At 59.2% G+C, this 20,825-nt stretch carries 16 protein-coding genes, 2 tRNA genes and 1 pseudogene; 14 read left to right on the forward strand and 5 right to left on the reverse strand.

All coding sequences use genetic code 11. From position 1 onward, the window contains the following. Nucleotides 1-74 precede the first annotated feature (74 nt). A pseudogene (locus tag BBAG_RS01020) lies at nucleotides 75-377 on the reverse strand (aldo/keto reductase); the annotation flags it as partial. A 161-nt stretch (nucleotides 378-538) separates the two neighbouring features. Beyond that, complete coding sequence (locus BBAG_RS01025) at nucleotides 539-1,861, reverse strand: nicotinate phosphoribosyltransferase (protein WP_033509029.1); 1,323 nt, start codon at nucleotides 1,859-1,861, stop codon at nucleotides 539-541. A 182-nt stretch (nucleotides 1,862-2,043) separates the two neighbouring features. On the opposite strand from BBAG_RS01025, the gene rph reads away from it, so the two are divergent. Beyond that, a complete protein-coding gene (gene rph, locus BBAG_RS01030; protein WP_003827475.1) occupies nucleotides 2,044-2,808 on the forward strand; it encodes a ribonuclease PH in 765 nt (254 codons plus the stop codon). An 83-nt stretch (nucleotides 2,809-2,891) separates the two neighbouring features. Beyond that, complete coding sequence (locus BBAG_RS01035) at nucleotides 2,892-3,551, forward strand: non-canonical purine NTP pyrophosphatase (RefSeq protein WP_003827478.1); 660 nt, start codon at nucleotides 2,892-2,894, stop codon at nucleotides 3,549-3,551. 168 nt (nucleotides 3,552-3,719) lie between these two features. Here the strand turns inward: BBAG_RS01035 and BBAG_RS01040 are convergent, their stop codons facing one another. The 3 genes from BBAG_RS01040 to BBAG_RS01050 all read right to left on the reverse strand — a co-directional run bounded on the left by BBAG_RS01040 (nucleotide 3,720) and on the right by BBAG_RS01050 (nucleotide 5,191). Next, a complete protein-coding gene (locus BBAG_RS01040) occupies nucleotides 3,720-4,730 on the reverse strand; it encodes an AEC family transporter (RefSeq protein ID WP_003827480.1) in 1,011 nt (336 codons plus the stop codon). Nucleotides 4,731-4,972: 242 nt separating this feature from the next. Next, a tRNA-Leu gene (locus BBAG_RS01045) sits at nucleotides 4,973-5,053 on the reverse strand. Between the two features lie 65 nt (nucleotides 5,054-5,118). Further along, nucleotides 5,119-5,191: transfer RNA gene (locus BBAG_RS01050), tRNA-Thr, on the reverse strand. A 223-nt stretch (nucleotides 5,192-5,414) separates the two neighbouring features. On the opposite strand from BBAG_RS01050, the gene BBAG_RS01055 reads away from it, so the two are divergent. From BBAG_RS01055 to BBAG_RS01115, 12 genes are all read left to right on the forward strand, one after another. Beyond that, entirely contained in the window at nucleotides 5,415-6,770 is a 1,356-nt protein-coding gene (locus BBAG_RS01055) for an acyltransferase family protein (protein ID WP_152595354.1), read from the forward strand. Between the two features lie 360 nt (nucleotides 6,771-7,130). Next, on the forward strand, nucleotides 7,131-8,828 hold the full coding sequence (gene pgi, locus BBAG_RS01065; RefSeq protein ID WP_033509033.1) for a glucose-6-phosphate isomerase: 1,698 nt from the start codon (nucleotides 7,131-7,133) through the stop codon (nucleotides 8,826-8,828). Nucleotides 8,829-9,293: 465 nt separating this feature from the next. After that, nucleotides 9,294-9,656 (forward strand): 50S ribosomal protein L19, encoded by a 363-nt coding sequence (gene rplS, locus BBAG_RS01070; RefSeq protein WP_003827488.1) that lies wholly within the window; start codon nucleotides 9,294-9,296, stop codon nucleotides 9,654-9,656. 98 nt (nucleotides 9,657-9,754) lie between these two features. Next, nucleotides 9,755-10,513, forward strand: coding sequence for a signal peptidase I (gene lepB / locus BBAG_RS01075; protein WP_003827491.1), 759 nt, complete (start codon nucleotides 9,755-9,757; stop codon nucleotides 10,511-10,513). Next, the gene (locus BBAG_RS01080; RefSeq protein WP_003827493.1) at nucleotides 10,510-11,229 is read left to right on the forward strand and encodes a ribonuclease HII; all 720 of its coding nucleotides are present in this window, start codon (nucleotides 10,510-10,512) and stop codon (nucleotides 11,227-11,229) included. Before lepB ends, BBAG_RS01080 begins: the two co-directional genes overlap by 4 nt. A gap of 203 nt (nucleotides 11,230-11,432) precedes the next feature. Then, the gene (locus tag BBAG_RS01085; protein WP_033509035.1) at nucleotides 11,433-12,548 is read left to right on the forward strand and encodes a LacI family DNA-binding transcriptional regulator; all 1,116 of its coding nucleotides are present in this window, start codon (nucleotides 11,433-11,435) and stop codon (nucleotides 12,546-12,548) included. A gap of 570 nt (nucleotides 12,549-13,118) precedes the next feature. Then, the gene (locus BBAG_RS01090) at nucleotides 13,119-14,498 is read left to right on the forward strand and encodes a sugar porter family MFS transporter (RefSeq protein WP_003827498.1); all 1,380 of its coding nucleotides are present in this window, start codon (nucleotides 13,119-13,121) and stop codon (nucleotides 14,496-14,498) included. A gap of 47 nt (nucleotides 14,499-14,545) precedes the next feature. After that, the gene (locus BBAG_RS01095; RefSeq protein WP_003827500.1) at nucleotides 14,546-16,183 is read left to right on the forward strand and encodes a xylulokinase; all 1,638 of its coding nucleotides are present in this window, start codon (nucleotides 14,546-14,548) and stop codon (nucleotides 16,181-16,183) included. Between the two features lie 32 nt (nucleotides 16,184-16,215). Further along, nucleotides 16,216-16,908 carry an L-ribulose-5-phosphate 4-epimerase gene (locus BBAG_RS01100; RefSeq protein ID WP_003827502.1) on the forward strand — a complete coding sequence of 231 codons (693 nt, stop codon included), beginning with the start codon at nucleotides 16,216-16,218 and terminating at the stop codon, nucleotides 16,906-16,908. Between the two features lie 96 nt (nucleotides 16,909-17,004). Beyond that, a complete protein-coding gene (gene araA / locus BBAG_RS01105; protein ID WP_003827503.1) occupies nucleotides 17,005-18,519 on the forward strand; it encodes an L-arabinose isomerase in 1,515 nt (504 codons plus the stop codon). 401 nt (nucleotides 18,520-18,920) lie between these two features. Next, nucleotides 18,921-19,508 carry an arsenate reductase/protein-tyrosine-phosphatase family protein gene (locus BBAG_RS01110; RefSeq protein WP_003827505.1) on the forward strand — a complete coding sequence of 196 codons (588 nt, stop codon included), beginning with the start codon at nucleotides 18,921-18,923 and terminating at the stop codon, nucleotides 19,506-19,508. A 127-nt stretch (nucleotides 19,509-19,635) separates the two neighbouring features. After that, nucleotides 19,636-20,811 carry an endonuclease/exonuclease/phosphatase family protein gene (locus BBAG_RS01115; RefSeq protein ID WP_003827506.1) on the forward strand — a complete coding sequence of 392 codons (1,176 nt, stop codon included), beginning with the start codon at nucleotides 19,636-19,638 and terminating at the stop codon, nucleotides 20,809-20,811. Nucleotides 20,812-20,825: the final 14 nt, after the last annotated feature.

Below are 20,825 nucleotides of genomic sequence, written 5' to 3' on the forward strand. Positions count from 1 at the left end.
CAGGCCAAGGCCTGTGCCCTCCGTGCGATATGCGGCGGGCGCGGGCCTTTGTCTTATGCCGCAAGCGATTGCGGTCAGCGCTTGGAGATCTCGTCGATGCGGGCAAGCTCCTCGCTGCTGAAATCGGTGTTGCTCAGGGCCCCGATATTGTCGAGAATCTGCTGCGGCTTCGAGGCGCCGGCCAGCACGGACGTGACTGCATCGTCATGCAACAGCCAGGCCAGCGACATCTCGGCCAGTGTCTGACCGCGTTCAATGGCGATGTCGTTGAGCTCTCGGATCTGCTGCAGACGTTCCGGCGTCAACGCCGAATGCTTCAGGAACCGGGGATCCACCGCGATACGACTATCGGAGGGGATGCCGTCGAGATAGCGGTTCGGGTTGGGAACGTAGGCGAACGTTGGCTCGAGCATAAGGTGATCCTTCGTTGGATAAGTGTCGCAAGCGCTTGTATCGTAACGCAAAAACGGCCGTGGAGCCTGTATCAGTACAAGGGTCCACGGCCGTTTGGCGAAGAATTCCTACGGGATGGAGGTGCCTATAGCACCGTGATCTCGGTCGGAATCACCGGGTCTCCCTTCATCAGGCTTTGTGCGGCGATCGGCAGTTCGTTCAATGCGGCGGCACGGTAGTCGTGCGCGCGCATGATGGCGTCATGGCCCTGCCAGCTGGAGTCGATCTGGCCGTGATCGACGTAATCCACGAGCAGATTCTTCCAGCCGTTGTCCGGCGTGTAGCCGGCGAGCTTCTCTTCGGAGCCGGAGATCACATGCTCGGCTTCGGCCAGGTTGTACTCGTAGGAACGGTAAGCGAGCTTGCGCCCCGGAGTGGTGGCCTTGTCCTTGCTTTTCTTCATGACCGGCGCCATCACGCCGTCCGCGCCTTCACGTTCGGTGAGCTTGTAGACCATGGCGCAGGTCGGGGCACCGGAACCGGTGACCAGCATGGTGCCCACGCCGTAGGAGTCGACCGGCGCGGTCTGCAATGCGGCCAGTGCGTATTCGTCCAGATCGTTGGTGACGGTGATGCGCGTATTCGTGGCGCCCAATGCGTCCAGCTGGTTGCGCACACGCTGTGCCAGGGAGGCAAGATCGCCGGAATCGATGCGCACGCCGCCCAGTTCGGGTCCTGCCACTTCGACGGCAGTTTTCACGGCTTCCTCGATGTTGTAGGTGTCGACCAGCAGCGTGGTGTTCTTGCCCAAGGCGGCGATCTGCGATTCGAAGGCGCTGCGCTCGTCGTCATGCACCAGCGTGAAGCAGTGGGCTGCGGTGCCGATGGCCTTCAATCCGTACAGTTGCGCCGCCAGCAGATTCGCGGTCCCCTGGAAACCTCCGACCACTGCCGCGCGTGCGGCTGCCACAGCCGACCATTCGTTGGTGCGGCGGCCGCCCATATCCATGCATGGGCGGTTCTTCGCGGCGCTAACCATACGGCTTGCAGCCGAAGCGACGGCGGAATCATAGTTCAGAATCGACAGCACCAGCGTCTCCAGCAGTGTGCACTCGCCGAATGTGCCTTCGATCTGCAGAATCGGGGAGTTCGGGAAGAACATTTCGCCTTCGCGGTAGCCTTTGATGGATCCGGAGAAATGGAAGTTTTCCAACCACTTGATGGTTTCCGGGCTCACCACCTTGCGATCGGCCAGGAATTTCAGATCCTCGTCGTCCAGATGGAAGTGCTCGAGCGCGTCGAGGATGCGACCGGTGCCGGCGACCACGCCATACCGGCGTCCTGCGGGAAGATGCCGGGTAAACACCTCGAACACGCATTTGCGATCCGCCGTACCATCCTTCAGGCAGGCGTCCAGCATCGTGTACTCATACATGTCGGTCATAAGGGCCGGCGAATAATCCACCATTCTTCTGTCCCGTCTCGTGGTGACTAATAGGTAATCCGACTGTAAGTCCTGGCTCGCGTTCATGCAATGGGTCGGCTTGTTACGCGAACGCGGCCGCAAGCTGCTGACCCCGCTCGATATTCGGTCTGTCTGCTCGCCGTTGCGTGGCGGCGCAAGGGCGGCGTGCGCGTAAGCTGGGGCGCATGGTTGAAATTACAGATATGTTGGGTGAACGTTCCATTACTCGTGCCGATGGTCGCAAGGTCGACGAATTGCGCCCGGTACGCATCACACGTCATTTCACTGACGCCCCGGAAGGCTCCGTGCTTATCGAGTGCGGCAACACCCGTGTCATGTGCACGGCGACCTTCACCGCCGGTGTGCCGCGTTGGCGTAAGGATTCCGGTCTGGGCTGGGTCACTGCCGAATATGCGATGCTGCCCAGGGCTACCGCGGAACGTACCGACCGTGAATCCGTGCGTGGCAAGATCGGAGGCCGCACGCACGAGATCAGCCGTCTGATCGGCCGTTGTCTGCGCGGCGTAGTCGACATGAAGGCGCTGGGCGAGAACATGATTCAGATCGACTGCGATGTGCTGCAGGCCGACGGCGGCACCCGAACCGCTTCCGTGACCGGCGCGTATGTGGCGTTGGTGGATGCGCTCGACTGGGCGGAGAAGCATCATCACATTCGTTCCGCCAAGAAGGTGCTCACCGATTGCGTGTCCGCCGTGTCGGTCGGTGTGATCAGCGGTACTCCGATGCTGGATCTGCCGTATGTGGAAGACAGCGCCGCCATGACCGACATGAACGTCGCCATGACCGGTTCCGGCGCCTTCATCGAACTCCAGGGCACCGCCGAACATCGGCCGTTCACCCGCGACGAACTTGGTACGCTGCTGGACTTGGCCGAGAAGGGCAACAAGGAGCTTCAGGCCGCGCAGCGCGAGGCGCTCGCCAAGGACTGAACGAACGCCCGGTCTGGCGTATGGCACGCGGACCGCAAGAGTATGTAAGGCAGTAAGCCAGCATAAGGAGTAAAGGAACATATATGCGCATCATCGTTGCCACGCATAATGAAGGCAAGCTCAAGGAAATCCGCCGCATTCTTGCCGAGGATTTGGGCGAGACCGCTCAGCAGGTGGAACTGGTATCCGCCGGTTCTCTGAATCTGCCCGACCCGGTGGAGGACGGCGTGACCTTCCAGGAGAACGCGTTGCTCAAGGCGCGTGACGTGGCCGCCCGCACCGGTTGCCCCGCCATTGCCGATGATTCCGGCCTGATTGTGGATGTGATGGGCAATGCCCCGGGCATCCTCTCTGCGCGTTGGGCCGGCGAGCATGGCAACGACAAAGCCAATAACGCGCTGCTTTTGGCGCAGATGGCCGATATTCCGGATGAGAAGCGCACCGCTCGGTTCCGTTGCGCCGCCGCCTTGGTGGTGCCGGGTGCCGCCGAGGGCGCACCGTACCCGATCGCATCCGAAACCGTGGAGCTTGGCGAGATGCCGGGCGTGCTGTTGCGTGAAGCGCATGGCACGAATGGTTTCGGCTATGATCCGCTGTTCATTCCCGACGATCAGCCGGCACGTGCCGTAGAAGCCGGCAGGCGTTTCACCTCCGCCGAAATGACGCCGGAGGAGAAGAATGCCATCTCTCATCGTGGCAAGGCGTTGAAGGCGTTGGTGCCTGCGGTCAGCGCGCTGTTCTGATCTTCGTTTGCGTGCTTTGACGCCTTGCAATGCCTCATTGGTATTGCAAGGCGTTGTTATTGCTGGAGATGCTTCCGCGGGGCGCCTGAGCAGATGCTCTATCGTGAAACGACATGAGCATTCGCACGCTTGCACGTTGTGCGACGACTATGCGGCATCATGCGCGGGTCATACGCCCATGGCGGTGAACAGGAAATGCGCTCCGGTCATCATGATCAGGCTCAGCACTGCGGTGATGGTCAGCGAGAAGCCGGCGAGTTTGGCGTTGCCCAGCACCTTGTCGGTGAACAAGGTGGAGAACACGGCGATAGGTGCGAGGCAGCATAGCGCCACGGCTTCGCGGATCGATGCGGAGAACGGCAGGATGAACCAGGCTATCGCGGCGAACGCAATCGCGAACGGAACACGCCAGCCGATCACCGTCAGTACATCCTTCACATCACGACGCGAAGCGGGCAGATCCATGAGCATGCCCACCATCAGCATCGCGCAGAACGAGTTCGCATTCGACAGCGGCTGTACCATCGTGGCGATCCATCCGGGGATCTTCACCTGCGCCAGGGTCAGCACGATCATCAGCATGTACACGTCGAACGGCACCGAACCGAAGAACCCCTTAAGCACATTGCGCAGCAGGGCGCGCCTCGCCAAACGCTTGGCATCCTTGTCCTTCGGCTTGATATAGGGCAAGGTCGGCGCATCGCCCGCATGCTGCTCGCTTAACGTTTTGCCGGGCTGGATGTGCAGCAGCAGCTGCGTGATCACGTTGGTGCCGGCGGCCACCATCACGCAATTGCCGATGTCGAACATCGCGGCAGGAACGATCGCCGCCGTACCCAGGAACGACGAGACCACGGGGAAGCAGAAGCAGCCTACGTTGAATCCCGAACCGTTCAGCATCATGAACGCGCGTCTGGCGACAGGCTTATGCAACGTGGCCAGAAAGATCACGATGGGTGGAATAAGAGCGACGATCAGGCCGAATACGGAAATCCACAACAGTTTGATCTCGTGTGGATTCGTTGCAAACGAGTAGATGATCGCGCCTGGCAGCACCAGGTCGAAGATCGCCGTCTGCAGAATACGGTAATCGCGCTGCCCGAACAAACCGGCACGTTTGAACGCATAGCCGGCCAGAATGATCAGCAGCAACGCAACGGGTTGGATAAGCGCTTGCATTGTGATTCTCTATCTCTGTCTTCTCATCGGCTTCAGGCTTGCCGGACGTGCCGTCGTGCAACCGTGTGGTTGAATGCGCGCAGTCGCATGTACTGGCAAAACGAGTACGTATATGCCTGTTGCCGTTATGAACGAACCGCCTGCCATCTTAAGTACAGCGGGGGAGACGATACGCGAAACCGTTCACAGTAAGGAACTGTGCACGTTGACTGAATCAATCGCATACGCCGATACAAGAACGGTGCGCGAGATGGGACTTGAACCCACACGTCAAAGACACAGGAACCTAAATCCTGCGCGTCTACCAATTCCGCCACTCGCGCATGCCTACCAGCCTGCAGGCCGATATGCAAAACCCTAGACGGGCGAACCCATCTAGGGTAAGGGGAGCCACTTGTCAGAATCGAACTGACGACCTGCTCATTACGAGTGAGCCGCTCTACCGACTGAGCTAAAGTGGCAATGCTGGTGAATCGCATACGCGATCCACGCACAAAACAATAAGTGTACTGGATAGTGTGGAATTGTCCAAATCGGCCCGTTCGGCACGTTGTGCAGGCGCAGCAGATAACGGCATGTCGGAGTCGATCGCAGGCTCTGCGACATGTGGCGAAGAACTGTCGAAACGGTGTCGGCGCTCATTTGACACGCAAGCATACAGGCGGCGTGATTATCCTGATAGGCATGGCAACACGGTTCACTCATCGGCATACGCATGCATACGATGCGCGCCCTGCGACGCAGCGCGTCGTATCATCGCGTGCCGCTACGGCTACGGCCGGCACGCCCGCGGCAGGGCGCAAGCGCATGATGTCGATCGAAGTGCTACGACTGCTCGCCATCGTCTGCATCGCCGTATTCCACGCATTCCTGCAGCAATACGTGCAAGCCATATGGATGGGGCCGCATCACCCCGTCAGCGTGGCCGAACCCGTGTCTGCACTCGCTTCCTCACGGGGCGCGATGTGGATCGTCGCAATGATCATGTACTGCGGCGCGTGGGGCAACCACATCTTCTTCATGATTTCGGGGTTCTTCCTTATCCCGCGCATGTGCGGGGCGGCAGGTTCCAGCGGCTATTGGAACACACAGCTGCGTGCCACCGGCCGCCGCATCGCAATGATCCTGGCCACTGTTGCGTTCTATCTGCTGCTTGTTCTGGTGGCCGGCCATTGGGCACCATCGGTATCAAACGATACGCAGTCGGCCAGCCTTGTCTACGAACTAGAATTCGTATGGCTATACCTGGCGTTCGTGGCGCTCGCTCCTGCGATCGCATGGGTGCTGAATCGCCTCGGCGCTTGCAGAAGCGCGGTGGTGGCAGGTGCCGTGCTGATTGCCGTCTATGCGCTGAATGCGTATGTGGCATGCACATGGCAGGCGCAGTACGGGCAGCGCACTTTGCTGGATTGGCGCAAGCAGATGAGTGCGGTCAGCTATGCGTTGTCGTTCGGATTGGCCGGTTTGCTTGGCTGGGCTGTGCAGCATAACAGTGAGCGGCGTACGGAAGACAAAAGACATGGGGTGCGGCATGCCGATCGCCGCCCACTGTGGACGATTCGCGGTTTCTGGCTGTGCGGTGTACTGGTGCTGCTGGCAGTGGCGTCCGTTCTCACCGCTGTTATGGTCATGCGCTCCTCATATGTTGCACTGTATGCGTTGTCGTTCAAATCGACGTCGTTGATTTCCTTTGCGCTTGCGGTGTGCGCGTTGATGGCTGCGGCCTGCCCGCCGCTTCACGCCCGCGTCCATGCCGCTCGTCGCGCCGAGGCCGTGGTTGCGGCGCTCGCTTCGGGCATTCTCGGGTTTTATGTGGTGCAGACCCTTGCCAGCTTCTTATGGAAGGCCGTCAATGCGAGGTTCCTCGACCCGCTTCTGGTGCGTGCCTCCTCGTTGCAGTCGGGGCCTGCCATATTCGGCGAGCTTGCGGCGTGGATTGCGGTCGGTGCCATGCTTTCGCTGGCATATGTTGTGGCGGTCTGCCTGTTCGATCGTTGTGTGCGCCGCCCGCTGCTGCGCATGGTCCATCTGTCGAAATGATGTGATGCTGCCGGGCGGCTGGCCGGGCTGGTTGGGGCAGGGTTGTGCGATGACTGACGGGTTTATTTGACGGTGCGATGATGCATGGTGATGCATGGTACCGCAAGATGGTGAAGCAGCTGCTTATGGGTTCGTCTATGAGTACGTTTGCATCGTTGCGGTTCCCGCGTGTTGCGATATGCGCATGGGCAAATCGGCGGCGTATGAGCGTTTGTGGGCGATTATGTTCGTGACTTGCGAACTTATGTGTTTCTGTGTCCTCTTTTGTGAGTATCTTGGTAGCTGGAAGGAGGCGGTGGCGCGCGCCGTATTCTAGGCTTGGGCCACTGCTTCATGGTGATGATGAAAGGACCAATACACATGGCCATCAATCCTCCAGTTGATGCAACGAAGACCACGGAATGGGCTGCTCTGCAGAAGCATTACGATGAGCTGCAGGCAGAAGGCATCAGCCTCAAGAAGTGGTTCGCCGATGACGCCGATCGCGTGGAGAAGCTGAGCTTCGATGCCGGCGATCTGCACTTCGACCTCTCCAAGAACCTGATTAAGCCGGAGACCCTCCAGCTGTTCGCCAACCTGGCCAAGGCCGTCAAGCTTGACGAGCGCACCAAGGCTATGTACACCGGCGTGCATATCAACAACACCGAAGACCGTGCCGTGCTGCACACCGCACTGCGCCGCCCGGTCGAGGACGAGGGCAAGTACATTGTCGACGGTCAGGATACCGTCAAGGATGTGCGCGAAACCCTCGACCGCATCTACGCGTTCGCCGACAAGGTCCGTTCCGGCGAGTGGACCGGCGTGACCGGCAAGAAGATCGAGACCGTGGTCAACATCGGCATCGGTGGTTCCGACTTGGGTCCCGTCATGGTGTACGAGGCACTGAAGCCGTACGCAGACGCCGGCATTTCCGCCCGCTACATCTCCAACATCGACCCCAACGACCTGGCTGAGAAGACCAAGGGCCTCGACCCGGAGACCACCCTGTTCATCATCGTTTCCAAGACCTTCACCACCCTGGAAACCCTGACCAACGCCCGTGAGGCTCGCACCTGGCTGCTCGAAGAGCTCAAGGCCAAGGGCGCCATCGACGGTTCCGACGAGAAGAACGCCGAAGCCATCAAGAAGCACTTCGTCGCCGTCTCCACCAACCTGGAGAAGGTCGCCGAGTTCGGCATCGACCCGAACAACGCCTTCGGCTTCTGGAACTGGGTCGGTGGCCGTTACTCCGTCGACTCCGCCGTCGGCACCTCCCTCGCCGTGGTCTTCGGCCCGGCCCGCTTCGAGGAGTTCCTGCACGGCTTCCACGAAATCGACGAATACTTCGTCAACACCCCGTTCGAGAAGAACGTCGTCGTGCTGCTCGGCATGCTGAACGTGTGGTACCGCAACTTCTTCAAGGTCGCCTCCCACGCCGTGCTGCCGTACGACCAGTACCTGCACCGCTTCCCGGCCTACCTGCAGCAGCTGACCATGGAATCCAACGGCAAGTCCGTGCGTTGGGACGGCACCCCGGTCACCTCCGAGACCGGCGAGATCTTCTGGGGCGAGCCGGGCACCAACGGCCAGCACGCCTTCTACCAGCTGATCCACCAGGGCACCCAGCTGATCCCGGCTGATTTCATCGCTTTCGTGAACACCCCGAACCCGACCAAGGACGGCGACCAGGACGTGCACGAGCTGTTCCTGGGCAACTACTTCGCACAGACCAAGGCCCTGGCCTTCGGCAAGACCGCTGACGAAGTGCGCGCCGAGGGCACCCCGGAAGAGATCGTTCCGGCCCGTGTGTTCTCCGGCAACCGCCCGACCACCTCCATCTTCGGCGTGGCCCTGACCCCGTTCGCACTCGGCGAGCTCATCGCCCTGTACGAGCACATCACCTTCGTCGAAGGCACCGTGTGGGGCCTGGACTCCTACGATCAGTGGGGCGTCGAGCTCGGCAAGCAGCTGGCCAAGCAGATCACCCCGGCCATCTCCCAGGATGATGACGCACTGGCCGCACAGGACGCTTCCACCCAGTCCCTGATCAAGTTCTACCGCGCTCACCGCGAGTTCTGATTTCTGATCGGAACCACCAGCACGTAGCTGAACATTGAAAGCCCCGCCTGCAATGCGCAGGCGGGGCTTTTCGTATGCCATGGCGGTGACGAGAGCCATACGAAGGGCAGGCGTTTCTTCTTTTTGACGCATTGTGCCAAATACAGGTTGATAAGGCTCTGATAGGGGATGCCTGTCTCTTCGGTCGGTCCGCAACGAATGTTTCAGTCGAAACGCAATCAAATAGGTCTTGCGGATGGGGTATTTTTGACTGCTGATGTGCCGAAAGGCGGGACGCCGCATAATCCCGCTTTTCTTTTAGGTCCAGCCGACGGGTCGAAAGGCCAACGGGTCGGCGGATTGGCACCCTCCGAAAGGCAAACCTGAGGAGAACCGCAGGCATATGCACCGAATGGAACATGCGTGAAGCATGCGGCATATGCCCCAACCAGTGCACTGATATGCGGCAGTGACCGAGGAATAGCAATGGTTAACGCTATTGAAGCATTTGATGCCAAGCACCTGAAGCCGGCCGAGGAGATCCCGGAGTTCCGCGCAGGCGACACCGTCGACGTGAACGTGAAGATCAAGGAAGGCAACAACTCCCGTATTCAGACTTTCACCGGTGTGGTCATCGCCCGTCACGGTGCAGGCGTCCGCGAAACCTTCGTCGTTCGTAAGATCAGCTTCGGCACCGGTGTGGAGCGTCGCTTCCCGCTGCACTCCCCGGCAATCGACTCCATCAAGGTCGTGCGTCGTGGCCGCGTGCGTCGCGCCAAGCTGTACTACCTGCGCGCTCTGCGCGGCAAGGCTGCTCGTATCGTCGAGCGTCGCGACAACTCCAAGTGAGTTTCGCCATAATGGCATAGTTCTCGGCCTGGAATCCTCTGGTTTCCGGGCCGAAACCATATTCAGCCGAACGTGAATATCGAGTGGGGGCAACGGTCATGGACAGCACGGTCATGAACGATATGGGCAATGATTCGGGGAATGTCCCCGCCGATGCGTGGCGCGGGGATGCGCAACCCGCCGGAACGTCGCGCCGCAGAAGAAGCCGCAGGCCGGCGCATGCGGCAAGGAAGCAGAACAACGACAGCTTCTCCACACGCGATGCCATATTGTTCTGCGGCATCCCCGTGCTGGTGGTGCTGCTTATCCGACTGTTGCTCGTCGGCTGCTACACCATCCCGTCGCGTTCCATGGAAAGCACCATTGAACCTGGCGATCGTGTGCTCACCACCAAGCTCACCCCGAAAATCTTCGCGCTCAAACGAGGCGATGTCGTCGTCTTCCATGATCCGGCAAATTGGCTCGCCGGCGAATCCGACAGCACGCTGGGCGAAGACTATCTGATCAAACGTCTGATCGGATTGCCGGGCGATGTGGTCGAGTGCAAGGGCGGCGGCAGCCCCATCACCATCAATGGCGTGGCCATCGATGAGACGGCGTACATCAAGGACGGTGTGCAACCCAGTTCATTCCCGTTCAAAGTGACGGTAAGCGAGAACCATATTTTCGTCATGGGTGATAATCGTTCCAATTCCGCTGATTCTCGCTACCATCAGGACGATGGTGACAACGGCTTGGTGCCGATCGGCAAAGTGGTGGGCGTGGCGTTGGTGCGCTACTGGCCGTTGAACAGACTGTCTACGGTCAGCGGGCATCACGACGTGTTCCGTGACGTTCCGGAAGGAACTGCGGCATGATCACCCCGACCCTTGATCTTGAGCATACGTTGGCAGACAGGCAATACGACGTGATCGTCGGTTTTGACGAAGTCGGCCGGGGCTCCTTGGCAGGGCCGGTCATGGTTGGTGCCTGCGCGATCCGGGCGCAGGATGTGCGCGATGGTGCGAAGGAAGTGCCGCAAGGCGTTGCCGATTCCAAAATGCTGACCGAACATCGCCGCGAGGCGATCGTCGACGAGCTGAAGGATTGGAGTGCGGCTTGGGCCGTGGGCGCCGCCAGCAACACGGAGATCGACGAGTGGGGCATCTCCTATGCGCTCGGTGTCGCCGCGTTGCGCGCATTGGCCGAGGTCGAGCGCACGCTGGGCATCGGCGACGATGGTACGGCGGTTATCGGGGGAGTGAAGACTCGCGCATCTGTGGGCGCGATTCTTGACGGTCCGAACGATTACATCACCAAGGCGCTGAATACGTTTGAGGCTCCGGTGGTGCCGGTCCCCGCCGATGTCGTCACCAAGGTCAAAGGCGATCAGCATTGCGCGACCGTTGCCGCTGCGGCGGTGATCGCCAAGGTCACGCGAGACCGGCTGATGGTGTCCATCGCGCACAGCGATCCCCAATACGCTCCATACGAATGGGAGCATAACAAGGGCTACGGTTCCAAAGCCCACCGTGCGGCCATCGCGCAATACGGGCCGACTGCGCTGCATCGTATCAGTTGGAAGCTGACCTGACAGTTGTCTGACTGGCGCGTGCGTGCTCTGCCCGAGTGGAAGACCTTCGCCGGTAATGCGATGGGTGTCTTTTCGGTTGCAGCCTGAATGCTTGCGGATTTCCTGCGACCATCGGCTGAGAAGTAAACGATGTCACCGATTCTCTGCGGTACAGTTGGAACTATACGTGGAATATACGAGAGCGGGCAGCAGGAGGAAGTTGCATGGTGGCTGGGCGGAAAGCGAATAAACGTCCTTCGATGTTTGAAGTGGCCAAGCTTGCCGGAGTAAGCCATCAGACCGTTTCCCGCGTCATCAATAATTCCCCGGACGTTTCAACGTCCACACGCGCCAAGGTGCAGCGCGCCATTGAACAGCTTGACTATCGTCCCAGCAACTCCGCTCGTGCACTGGCATCCCACCGGTCCCGCACCATCGGTCTTATCGCCGGCGGGCAGAACTTCTACGGCCCTATCTCCGCTATTGGCGCCATCGAATCGATTGCGCGCTCGCACGGCCTGTTCATGTCCGTGATGATGGTGCATGAGGCGTTGTGCACGCAGAAGGAATTCGATAATCTATGCCGTACCTTCGATGAGCAGAATGTCGATGCGTTCATCTTCTTGACGCCCACGGATGTGATGTTCTCCGCTGCCTGCCGCGCTCGGATCAGCCGTCCTCGTGTGTTGATTACCTCCGCGCATGGCGGCATGGGTGTGCAGGAGGAGCTTCGTCTGCTCAGACCTGCCGATCGGCGCAAGGTGGCGCTTGTCGGTATTGACCAGTGGGGCGCGATGGAGGATGTGATGCATGTGCTGAAGGCGCGTGGGCACCGTTCGGCCCTGTATTTCGCCGGTCCTCGCGAATGGCGTGACGCCTTCACCCGTCTGGCCGCGTGGAATAAGCTGTGCGCAACCAACGCAGTGAATTCGGTCACCGTTCAATGCAAGACATGGGAGGGTGGCGAGGCATATGCCAAGATGAACCATGTGCTTGAGAATATCGGGCGTTCCGGCGGCAGGCTGCCGTCTGCGGTGGTTACCGCGAATGATGCGCAGGCGATGGGGGTGGCGCGTGCCATGCATGAGCATGGCGTGCGTATTCCGCAGGATGTGAGTCTGGTCGGTTTTGACGATATGCCGGGTGTGGATAATATGCTCCCGCCGCTGACCACTGTTCGCCAGGATTTTGAGACGTTGGGGCAACTGGCGATGTGTGAGGTGCTGTATCTGCTGGGGGAGGGCGCCGAACCGGGGTATGCCTCGTCGCAGCACGGTGTAGGTCTGGTGCCGGCAAAGCTGGTGCAGCGCAGTTCCGTGGGGGGTGCCTCGAGCCGTTGATCGCCTGGTGCGTCCTTACGCCTTTCTGTATGGATGCCGTAGGGCTAAGCGGCTTACTCAAACATCTGGAGTGAATATGGCCGAGTGTGAACCTGAGGTTTCAAGCTCTTGCACTCGGCTATCGCATGCTGCCGTGGCTTCTATAAGCCGGCTGGTCTCATTGAGTGGCTGTCGCCTACTCTCACATAAGCCGACTGATGTTTTTCTCGTTGTATGTGAAGATTTTTGAGAGCGTTCACATCATTTTTGATGCATAATTGCTGCATTTGGCGTAAAAATACGGCAAACATTGGATTTAATGTCTAATAAGCGGCTTTACGTGAGTGTTTCAGATTGCTCAACACGCCGTAAGTTCGGCTGTAAATCAAGGTTTTGGGCGCCTGTTGACATTTATAAATGTGAGCGATAACATTTTTATTCAGCGAACGGGAAATATCACCGCAGACGAGTTTTCCGGTATCGTCGTAGCGTACCGCGAACCTGCCTTCGGTGTAAGCCGCAGGCCACGTGTGAAGCGAAGCTGCTTCGGCAGGCTTACCTGCCGGTTACGGAACAGAAAAAGGAACAAAAATGACTGAGAACACTACGAGCGCTGTTAAAAAGCAGGGTTCAATGAAATATGTGGTCATTCTGGCATTAAGCGCTGGTATGGCTGGCCTTCTCTATGGCTACGACACGGTGAGCATTTCCGGCGCCATCGAATTCCTCCGTCAGGCATACAACCTGTCCGCGGGACTTCAGGGCTTGGTTATCTCCTCCATCATGATCGGCGGTGTGGTTGGCGTTGGCTTCTCCGGCTTCCTTGCCGATAAGATTGGCCGCCGCAAGGTGCTGCTCATCGGTGCAGCCTGCTTCTTCTTCGCGGCTCTGTGGTCTGCCTTCACCTACAGCCCATGGACTTTGATTGCCGCTCGTATTATCGGCGGTGTCGGCATCGGCCTGGCGTCCGCACTGGCCATCACCTACATCACCGAGTGCGCTCCTGCCAAGTACCGTGGCACCCTGAGCTCCGCCTACCAGCTGCTCACCATCCTCGGTATCTTCCTGACCAATGTCATCAACTTCGGTATTGCCAATGCCGGTAGCCTTGACTGGGGTATCAACACTGGTTGGCGTTGGATGCTCGGCATCGGCTGCCTCCCGGCTGCCATCTTCTTCATCGCACTGTTCCTCTCCCCGGAATCCCCGCGTTTCCTGATTCAGTCCGGCCGTGAAAAGGAAGGCTTCGCCATCCTTGAAAAGATCGGTGGCACCGATGAGGCCCATCGTGAGGTTGCAGACGTCAAGGCCTCCATCGAGCGTGATAAGAACGGCAAGCTGACCGATCTGTTCAAGAAGCCGCTGCTCATCCCGTTCCTCATTGGCTTGCTGCTCGCCGCCTTCAACCAGGTCGGTGGCCAGAACGCCGTCTCCTACTACGGTCCGACCATGTTCAAGGCCGCTCTGGGTGACAACATCCCGAACGTTGAATTCCTGTGCTCCTCCCTCGTTGGTCTTGTCGAGCTGGTCTTCACCGTTGTCGGTATGGCACTTATCGACAAGGCAGGCCGTAAGCCGCTGCTGGTCTCCTCCGCTGCTGGCATGGGTGTGTTTGCCGCCATCATGGCTTTCGCCTTCCATGCGAACATCGGTTGGCTCGTTGTCGCCGGCGCTTGCGGATTCATCGCCTGCTTCGCCTTCGGCCTCGGCCCGGTGACCTGGGTCATGATTCCTGAGCTCTTCCCGACCTACATGCGTGGTCGTGCTTCCGGCCTGTGCACCGTGCTGCTGTGGGGCATCAACTTCTGCGTCGGTCAGTTCACCCCGATGATGTTCCAGGGCTGGGGCGGTTCCGGCACCTTCATCTTCTGGATGGTCATGGACTTCATTGGTGCCATCTCCATCGCCAAGTTCGCTCCTGAGACCAAGGGCAAGACCCTGGAAGAGATCCAGGCTCTCTGGACCAAGTGATCAGACGAACAAAAACACAACTAATTAAGTAATAATAAGGAGTCGATATGGTCGACATTGATGATGCTCCCCAGAAGATTGCGGAGAAGATCCGCGGCGGTCGCACCGCACTAGGCATCGAGTTCGGTTCCACCCGAATCAAGGCCGTGCTGATCGACGATACGTACCGTACGATTGCATCCGGCGACTACCAGTGGGCAAGCCACCTGGAAGACGGCTTGTGGAGCTACTCCAAGGAGGAGATCTGGAAGGGGCTGCAGTCCGCATACGCTTCCATGGCGGATGATGTGTACAACGCCTACGGTGAGCGTCTGACGTTTATCGGTCATATCGGCTTCTCTGCCATGATGCACGGCTACCTTGCCTTCGACAAGGCTGGCGAGCTGTTGGTTCCGTTCCGCACCTGGCAGAACACCAACACTTCCGAGGCCCATGAAAAGCTTTCCGAGCTGTTCCAATACAACATCCCGGAACGTTGGTCCGTGGCACACCTTTACCAGGCCGTGCTCAACAAGGAAGAACACGTCGGCAAGGTGGATTACATCACCACACTCGCCGGCTATGTGCACTGGAAGCTTACCGGCAAGAAGGTTCTTGGCGTGGGCGATGCGTCGGGCATGTTCCCGATCGACCCGACCACTAAGACCTACGAGGCCGAATTCCTCAAGCAGTTCGACGCGCTGGATGAGATTGCCGAACAGCCGTGGAAGATTGAGGATCTGCTGCCGACCCCGTTGGTCGCCGGAACCTCGGCCGGTGAGCTTACCGCCGAAGGTGCCAAGCTGCTCGATCCTTCCGGGGCCTTGCAGCCGGGCATCGTGCTGGCTCCGCCGGAAGGTGACGCCGGCACCGGTATGGTTGCCACCAACTCCGTGCGCGTACGCACCGGAAACGTGTCAGCCGGAACCTCCATCTTCGCTATGGTCGTACTGGAGCACAAGCTCAAGGCCCTGCACCCGGAAGTCGATCTGGTCACCACTCCGGCTGGCGATTTGGCCGGCATGAGCCACGCCAATAACTTCACCTCCGACCTCAACGCGTGGGTTGGCCTGTTCGGTCAGTTTGCCGCCGCTTCGGGATATCCGCTCGATCCGGGCAGCCTGTACGGGACGCTGTTCCGTGCGGCCATTGCCGACGATGTCGATTCCAACTGCGGTGGTCTGATTAATTACCCGTTCCGTTCCGGCGAATTCCTCGCCGGATTGTCGGAAGGCCGTCCGCTGTTCGTGCGTGGCCCTGAGGCGAATATGAGCCTGGGCAACTTCATGCGCGCTCAGCTGTTCAGCGCGTTCTCCCCGGTCAAGATCGGTATGGACATCATGACCAAGGATGAAGGCGTCGCCGTTGATTCGCTCGTCGGCCACGGTGGCATCTTCACCACCCCGAAGGTCGCTCAGAAGATTCTTGCCGCGGCATTCAACACTCCGATCAAGGTCATGTCCACTGCCGCCGAAGGTGGCGCATGGGGCATGGCAGTGCTCGCCGATTACCTGTGGCACACCAACGAGGACAAGAGCAACCTTGCCGATTACCTCGATGGTCGCGTCTTCGCCGGCGCCAGCTCCACCACAGAGAGTCCCGATTCGGATGATGTGGCAGGCTTTGAGGAGTTCTTCGAGCGTTTCCGCAAGGGTCTGCCCATCGAGCAGGCCGCTATTAATGCGGTTCCGCTGGAAACCAAGTAACTGCCGATTCGGTAGAAAGGAACAAACACATCATGGCAACTTTGGCTGATTACGGTCCCGAAGTCCGTGCTGAAGTTAAGCAGGTGCGCGAGGTCGTCGCCACCCTGCACGAGCAGCTTATCAAGTGGAACCTCGTCGTATGGACCGCTGGCAACGTTTCCCAGCGTCTTCATACCGCCGACCTGATGGTCATCAAGCCCTCCGGCCTGCGCTACGAGTACCTCACCCCGAGCTCGATGGTCGTTTGCGATCTCGACGGCAACGTGGTCGATGGCGCGGAAGCCCCCAGCTCCGACACCGCCTCCCACGCTTACATCTATCGTCACATGCCCGACGTCTACGGTGTAGTGCACACTCACTCCACCTATGCGACCGCTTGGGCGGCCACCGGTCAGAACATTCCTTGCGGTCTGACCATGATGGGTGACGAATTCGGTGGCCCTGTGCCGGTAGGTCCCTTCCGCCTCATCGGTTCCGAAGCCATCGGCGAAGGCGTTGTGGAGACCTTGAAGCAGTACCCGAAGTCCCCTGCCGTGCTCATGCAGAATCATGGTCCTTTCACCATTGGTAAGGACGCGGAAGCTGCCGTCAAGGCCGCCGCGATGACCGAGGAAGTCGCCCACACCATGTGGGCTGCCAAGCAGCTTGGCGATATCATCCCGATTTCCCAGGAAGATATCGATAGGTTGAACGATCGCTACACCAACGTCTACGGACAGCACTGACAGCGTTGACACTGACTTGACGGAGCGGATCCTGCATGGTTCCGCTCTGCCACACAACACATACCCTATCCAACACAATGAAGTAAGGAAACAACAATGGCAATGGAAAACCCATTTGAAGGTAAGGAAATCTGGTTCGGCGTCGGCTCCCAGGACCTGTACGGTGAGGAAGCGCTGCGCCAGGTGGCCCAGCAGACCGGCGAAATGGTCGACTTCCTGAACAACACTGGCAAGATCCCGGCCAAGATCGTGCTCAAGCCCACCCTGAAGTCCTCCGACGGCGTCAAGGCCTTCATGACCGAAGCCTCCGCCAACCCGAACGTCATCGGCGTAATCACCTGGTGCCACACCTTCTCCCCGGCCAAGATGTGGATCCGCGGTCTCGAAGTGCTGACCAAGCCGCTGCTGCAGCTGGCCACCCAGCATCACAAGGAGATTCCGTGGGAGACCATCGACATGGACTTCATGAACCTGAACCAGGCCGCACACGGCGACCGTGAGTTCGGCTACATCGTCTCCCGCCTTGGCATTCCGCGCAAGATCGTCGTCGGCCACTACACCGATCCGGAAGTCGCCGAGAAGGTCGGCACCTGGGCTCGCGCCTGCGCCGGCTGGGACGCCTCCCAGAACATGAAGGTCATGCGTTGGGGCGACAACATGCGTAACGTCGCCGTCACCGAAGGCGACAAGACCGAGGCCGAGCGCGTGTTCGGCGCCTCCATCAACACCTGGGCCGTCAACGAACTCGTCGCCGCATACGACAAGGTCAAGGACGATCAGGTCAAGGCTCTCATCGAGGACTACAAGGCCAAGTACGACGTTGCCCCCGAGCTGCTGGACTCCCGCTACGATGAGCTGTTCATCGCAGCCAAGGAGGAAGCGGCCATGGTCAACATGATGCGTGAGAACGGTTGCACCGCCGCCGTCGACAACTTCGAGGATCTGGGCGCCCTGCCGCAGCTGCCGGGTGTCGGCCCGCAGCGCTTCCCGTCCGAGTACGGCTGGGGCTTCTCCGCAGAAGGCGACTGGAAGACCTCCGTGCTGGTGCGCATCGGTGCCGTGATGGGCTACGGCCTTGAGGGTGGCGCCTCCCTGATGGAGGACTACTCCTACAACTTCGAGCCGGGCAACGAGCTCGACATGGGCTCCCACATGCTTGAGGTCTCCCCGGCCATCGGCACCATCGAGAAGCCGAAGCTGGCCATCTACCCGCTGGGCATCGGCGGCAAGTCCGACCCGGTTCGTCTGGTGTTCTCCGGCAAGCCGACCGACGCCGTGGTGGTCTCCATGGCCGATGAGCGCGAACGCTTCCGTCTGCTCATGGACGAAGTCACCGTCGTTGAGCCGCAGGGCTCCCTCAAGGAGCTGCCGTGCGCTCGCGCCGTGTGGAAGCCGAAGCCGGATCTGAAGACCGCCGTGCAGTGCTGGATCACCGCTGGTGGCTCTCACCACACCTGCATGACCACGTCCGTTGGCCGTGAGGCTTGGGAAGACTTCGCCCGCATCGCCGGTGTCGAACTCGCCGTGATCGACGAGAACACCACCGCTCGCCAGTTCGAGAAGGAGCTGGAGATCAGCGAGATGTACCATCGTCTCAACAACCGTCACTGAGATCATGGCGTGATAGCGGCGCGGTAGATTATCAGACGCATCATCCTTCGTGCGTCGTTGCCCATCTACCGCGTTTGCTTTCACGGCAGTCAGTGCCGTTCACTGAACGGTGACGGCCGGGAGAATGCGCAACATTCTCCCGACATTGATGGGGATCTTCTCCTTATATTCCATCCATCATCCATATCCCCATCGCATAAGGCGCATCCGGAATCCTCTCTGGATGCGCCTTATGCGTTATCGTCACATGCTTTGCAATCGCCGGAGGCGCTCGCGGGGGACGAATCGAATTGGAACGAACCGTGGCTGGACAGGGGACTGGAACAGGCGGTTCGGCTCTGCGATGGGTAGACTGTTACCGATACCGTCATGCAATGCAACTGTGAGGATTGGTGCGCGATATGCTCATTTTGTTCGTCTGTACAGGCAATATCTGCAGGTCCCCCATGGGCGAATTGCTGCTGGGGAGGTATTTGTCAGGCACCACCATCAGCGTAGCTAGTGCAGGCACACGAGGACTTACACGCCACGAGATGGACCGATACAGTGCCAGACTCATGCGCAGCGTAGACATCGAACCCAGCGGATTCCGTTCACGTCGCCTTACCAAAGCCATGGCGGAGGAAGCGGATCTGATACTCTGCTTCGAAAAGAATCAGCGCAAAGACATCGTCACACTGGCACCGAACGCCGTCCGTTACACGTTCCTGGTGGATGATTTCGCCAACATGTGCCAATATTGCGCTCAGCAGGGCCTGGTCGAGGGGCTCACCGTTCAGGAACGCTTGGAATCGGTCGTCAGAGCATCCACAATCATTCGACCAATGCTTCCCAAAACCAAGGATATCGAAGACCCATTGGGCAAACCGTTCGCAACGTTCGTGAAAGTGGCCAACGAACTCAACCGCGACCTGTGCGCCATACTGAACGCGTTGAAAAAACGGCGTCAAGTGGATTCCGCTCCGGTGCGGCAGCAGATTGTGCAGTGAACTATCGTATCCATCGCGTAGAAAACGTGAGAATCCGTCAGTATGAGTGCTGCTACGGGCAAGCGTCTGCAACGATGGCAAGCCGAGTGCAACAATGGGATGCCATCGAAGGGTGAAGCGCAACTGCATGACGAACGATACGAATCACGATACTGGCAACGGCATCCGTAACGACTGTGCGAATCGTGCGCAGCACGATATGCCGGCGACATACGCATCCTCCGACGCAATACCGCCCGACATGCACAATACACGAGGCGTGCAAGGCATGGTGGGTCGTCTCGCAGAATCCCATAGATTCATCATCATGCTGCGCACAATCATGGCGATAACGCTCATCGCCATGGTGCTGCGTATGATTCCAGGCGGCTTCGGCGGCAGAAAATACGTTCCCATCGTTGTGGCACTCATGCCGTGGTTCATTATCCCCACTGCTGCCGTTGCCATCATCGCATTCGCCATACGCCAGCGTGCGCTCGCCGTTATATGTGTTGTCTGCATTATGGTGCAGGTGTGCTGGCACTGGGGGTTCATAGTGCCGACCGACAGATTGTCGGTACGCGCGCGTCTCGCGGTTACGCAAAGCGAATTGGACACGACTGATCGTTATGCGCGAATCATGACGTTGAATGCGAAGGAAGGCGCTGCGGATGCCGACCATATTGTGCGGATGGTTCGTGATGAGCATGTAGAGGTGCTGGCATTGCAGGAGGTGTCGCATGGACTGGTGCAACGGTTGCGTGATGCCGGCTTGGAAGCGACGTTGCCTTATTCGAACGTGGCGAAGTGGTCGGCGCATGACAACGGTGGCGTGAACGCGCTGTGGAGCGCGGCTCCTATGAGCGACACTACGGGGGATCTCATTCCCATCGAGTCCTCCAGTATTCCGGCGTCCAGCATTGATTTTGGTGGAGTGGCCGTGCGATTCGGTTCGGTGCATCCATTTTCGCCCCGCCCGAGCAACCAAGGGTTATGGAGCAAAGGGTTAAGCGCCATTGGGCAGTTACAGGGGAGCAAAGGCAAGTATGTGCTGATGGGGGATTTCAACGCCATATGGGATCATGCCAGTTTCCGGTATCTGCTTGGGGCGCGCTTCCTGGATTCGGGCGAACGCGCCGGAAGCGGATTCCATATGACCTACCCGTCGAATGTGAAGCTGCTGGGCGTCATTCCGATGCCTGCCTGTTCCGAGATCGATCATATCGTGCACGATCGCGGTGTTATCGTAGGCGATCTTGAGGCGCGTGCGGTTGCCGGTTCCGATCATAAAGCGCTGCTGGGGACTATGGAGATCACCGGCTGAACAAGCTCCAAAAG

The sequence above is a fragment of the Bifidobacterium angulatum DSM 20098 = JCM 7096 genome (genome assembly GCF_001025155.1).
GTDB lineage: Bacteria > Actinomycetota > Actinomycetes > Actinomycetales > Bifidobacteriaceae > Bifidobacterium > Bifidobacterium angulatum.

Coding starts and splice junctions, on each gene's coding strand:
- BBAG_RS01055 (WP_152595354.1), top strand. CDS start 5,415: ATGGCAACACGGTTCACTCATCGGCATACGCATGCATACGATGCGCGC.
- BBAG_RS01035 (WP_003827478.1), top strand. CDS start 2,892: ATGCGCATCATCGTTGCCACGCATAATGAAGGCAAGCTCAAGGAAATC.
- rplS (WP_003827488.1), top strand. CDS start 9,294: ATGGTTAACGCTATTGAAGCATTTGATGCCAAGCACCTGAAGCCGGCC.
- BBAG_RS01095 (WP_003827500.1), top strand. CDS start 14,546: ATGGTCGACATTGATGATGCTCCCCAGAAGATTGCGGAGAAGATCCGC.
- BBAG_RS01025 (WP_033509029.1), bottom strand. CDS start 1,861: ATGGTGGATTATTCGCCGGCCCTTATGACCGACATGTATGAGTACACG.
- pgi (WP_033509033.1), top strand. CDS start 7,131: ATGGCCATCAATCCTCCAGTTGATGCAACGAAGACCACGGAATGGGCT.
- BBAG_RS01090 (WP_003827498.1), top strand. CDS start 13,119: ATGACTGAGAACACTACGAGCGCTGTTAAAAAGCAGGGTTCAATGAAA.
- lepB (WP_003827491.1), top strand. CDS start 9,755: ATGGACAGCACGGTCATGAACGATATGGGCAATGATTCGGGGAATGTC.
- BBAG_RS01080 (WP_003827493.1), top strand. CDS start 10,510: ATGATCACCCCGACCCTTGATCTTGAGCATACGTTGGCAGACAGGCAA.
- rph (WP_003827475.1), top strand. CDS start 2,044: ATGGTTGAAATTACAGATATGTTGGGTGAACGTTCCATTACTCGTGCC.
- BBAG_RS01100 (WP_003827502.1), top strand. CDS start 16,216: ATGGCAACTTTGGCTGATTACGGTCCCGAAGTCCGTGCTGAAGTTAAG.
- BBAG_RS01085 (WP_033509035.1), top strand. CDS start 11,433: ATGGTGGCTGGGCGGAAAGCGAATAAACGTCCTTCGATGTTTGAAGTG.
- BBAG_RS01040 (WP_003827480.1), bottom strand. CDS start 4,730: ATGCAAGCGCTTATCCAACCCGTTGCGTTGCTGCTGATCATTCTGGCC.
- BBAG_RS01110 (WP_003827505.1), top strand. CDS start 18,921: ATGCTCATTTTGTTCGTCTGTACAGGCAATATCTGCAGGTCCCCCATG.
- araA (WP_003827503.1), top strand. CDS start 17,005: ATGGCAATGGAAAACCCATTTGAAGGTAAGGAAATCTGGTTCGGCGTC.
- BBAG_RS01115 (WP_003827506.1), top strand. CDS start 19,636: ATGACGAACGATACGAATCACGATACTGGCAACGGCATCCGTAACGAC.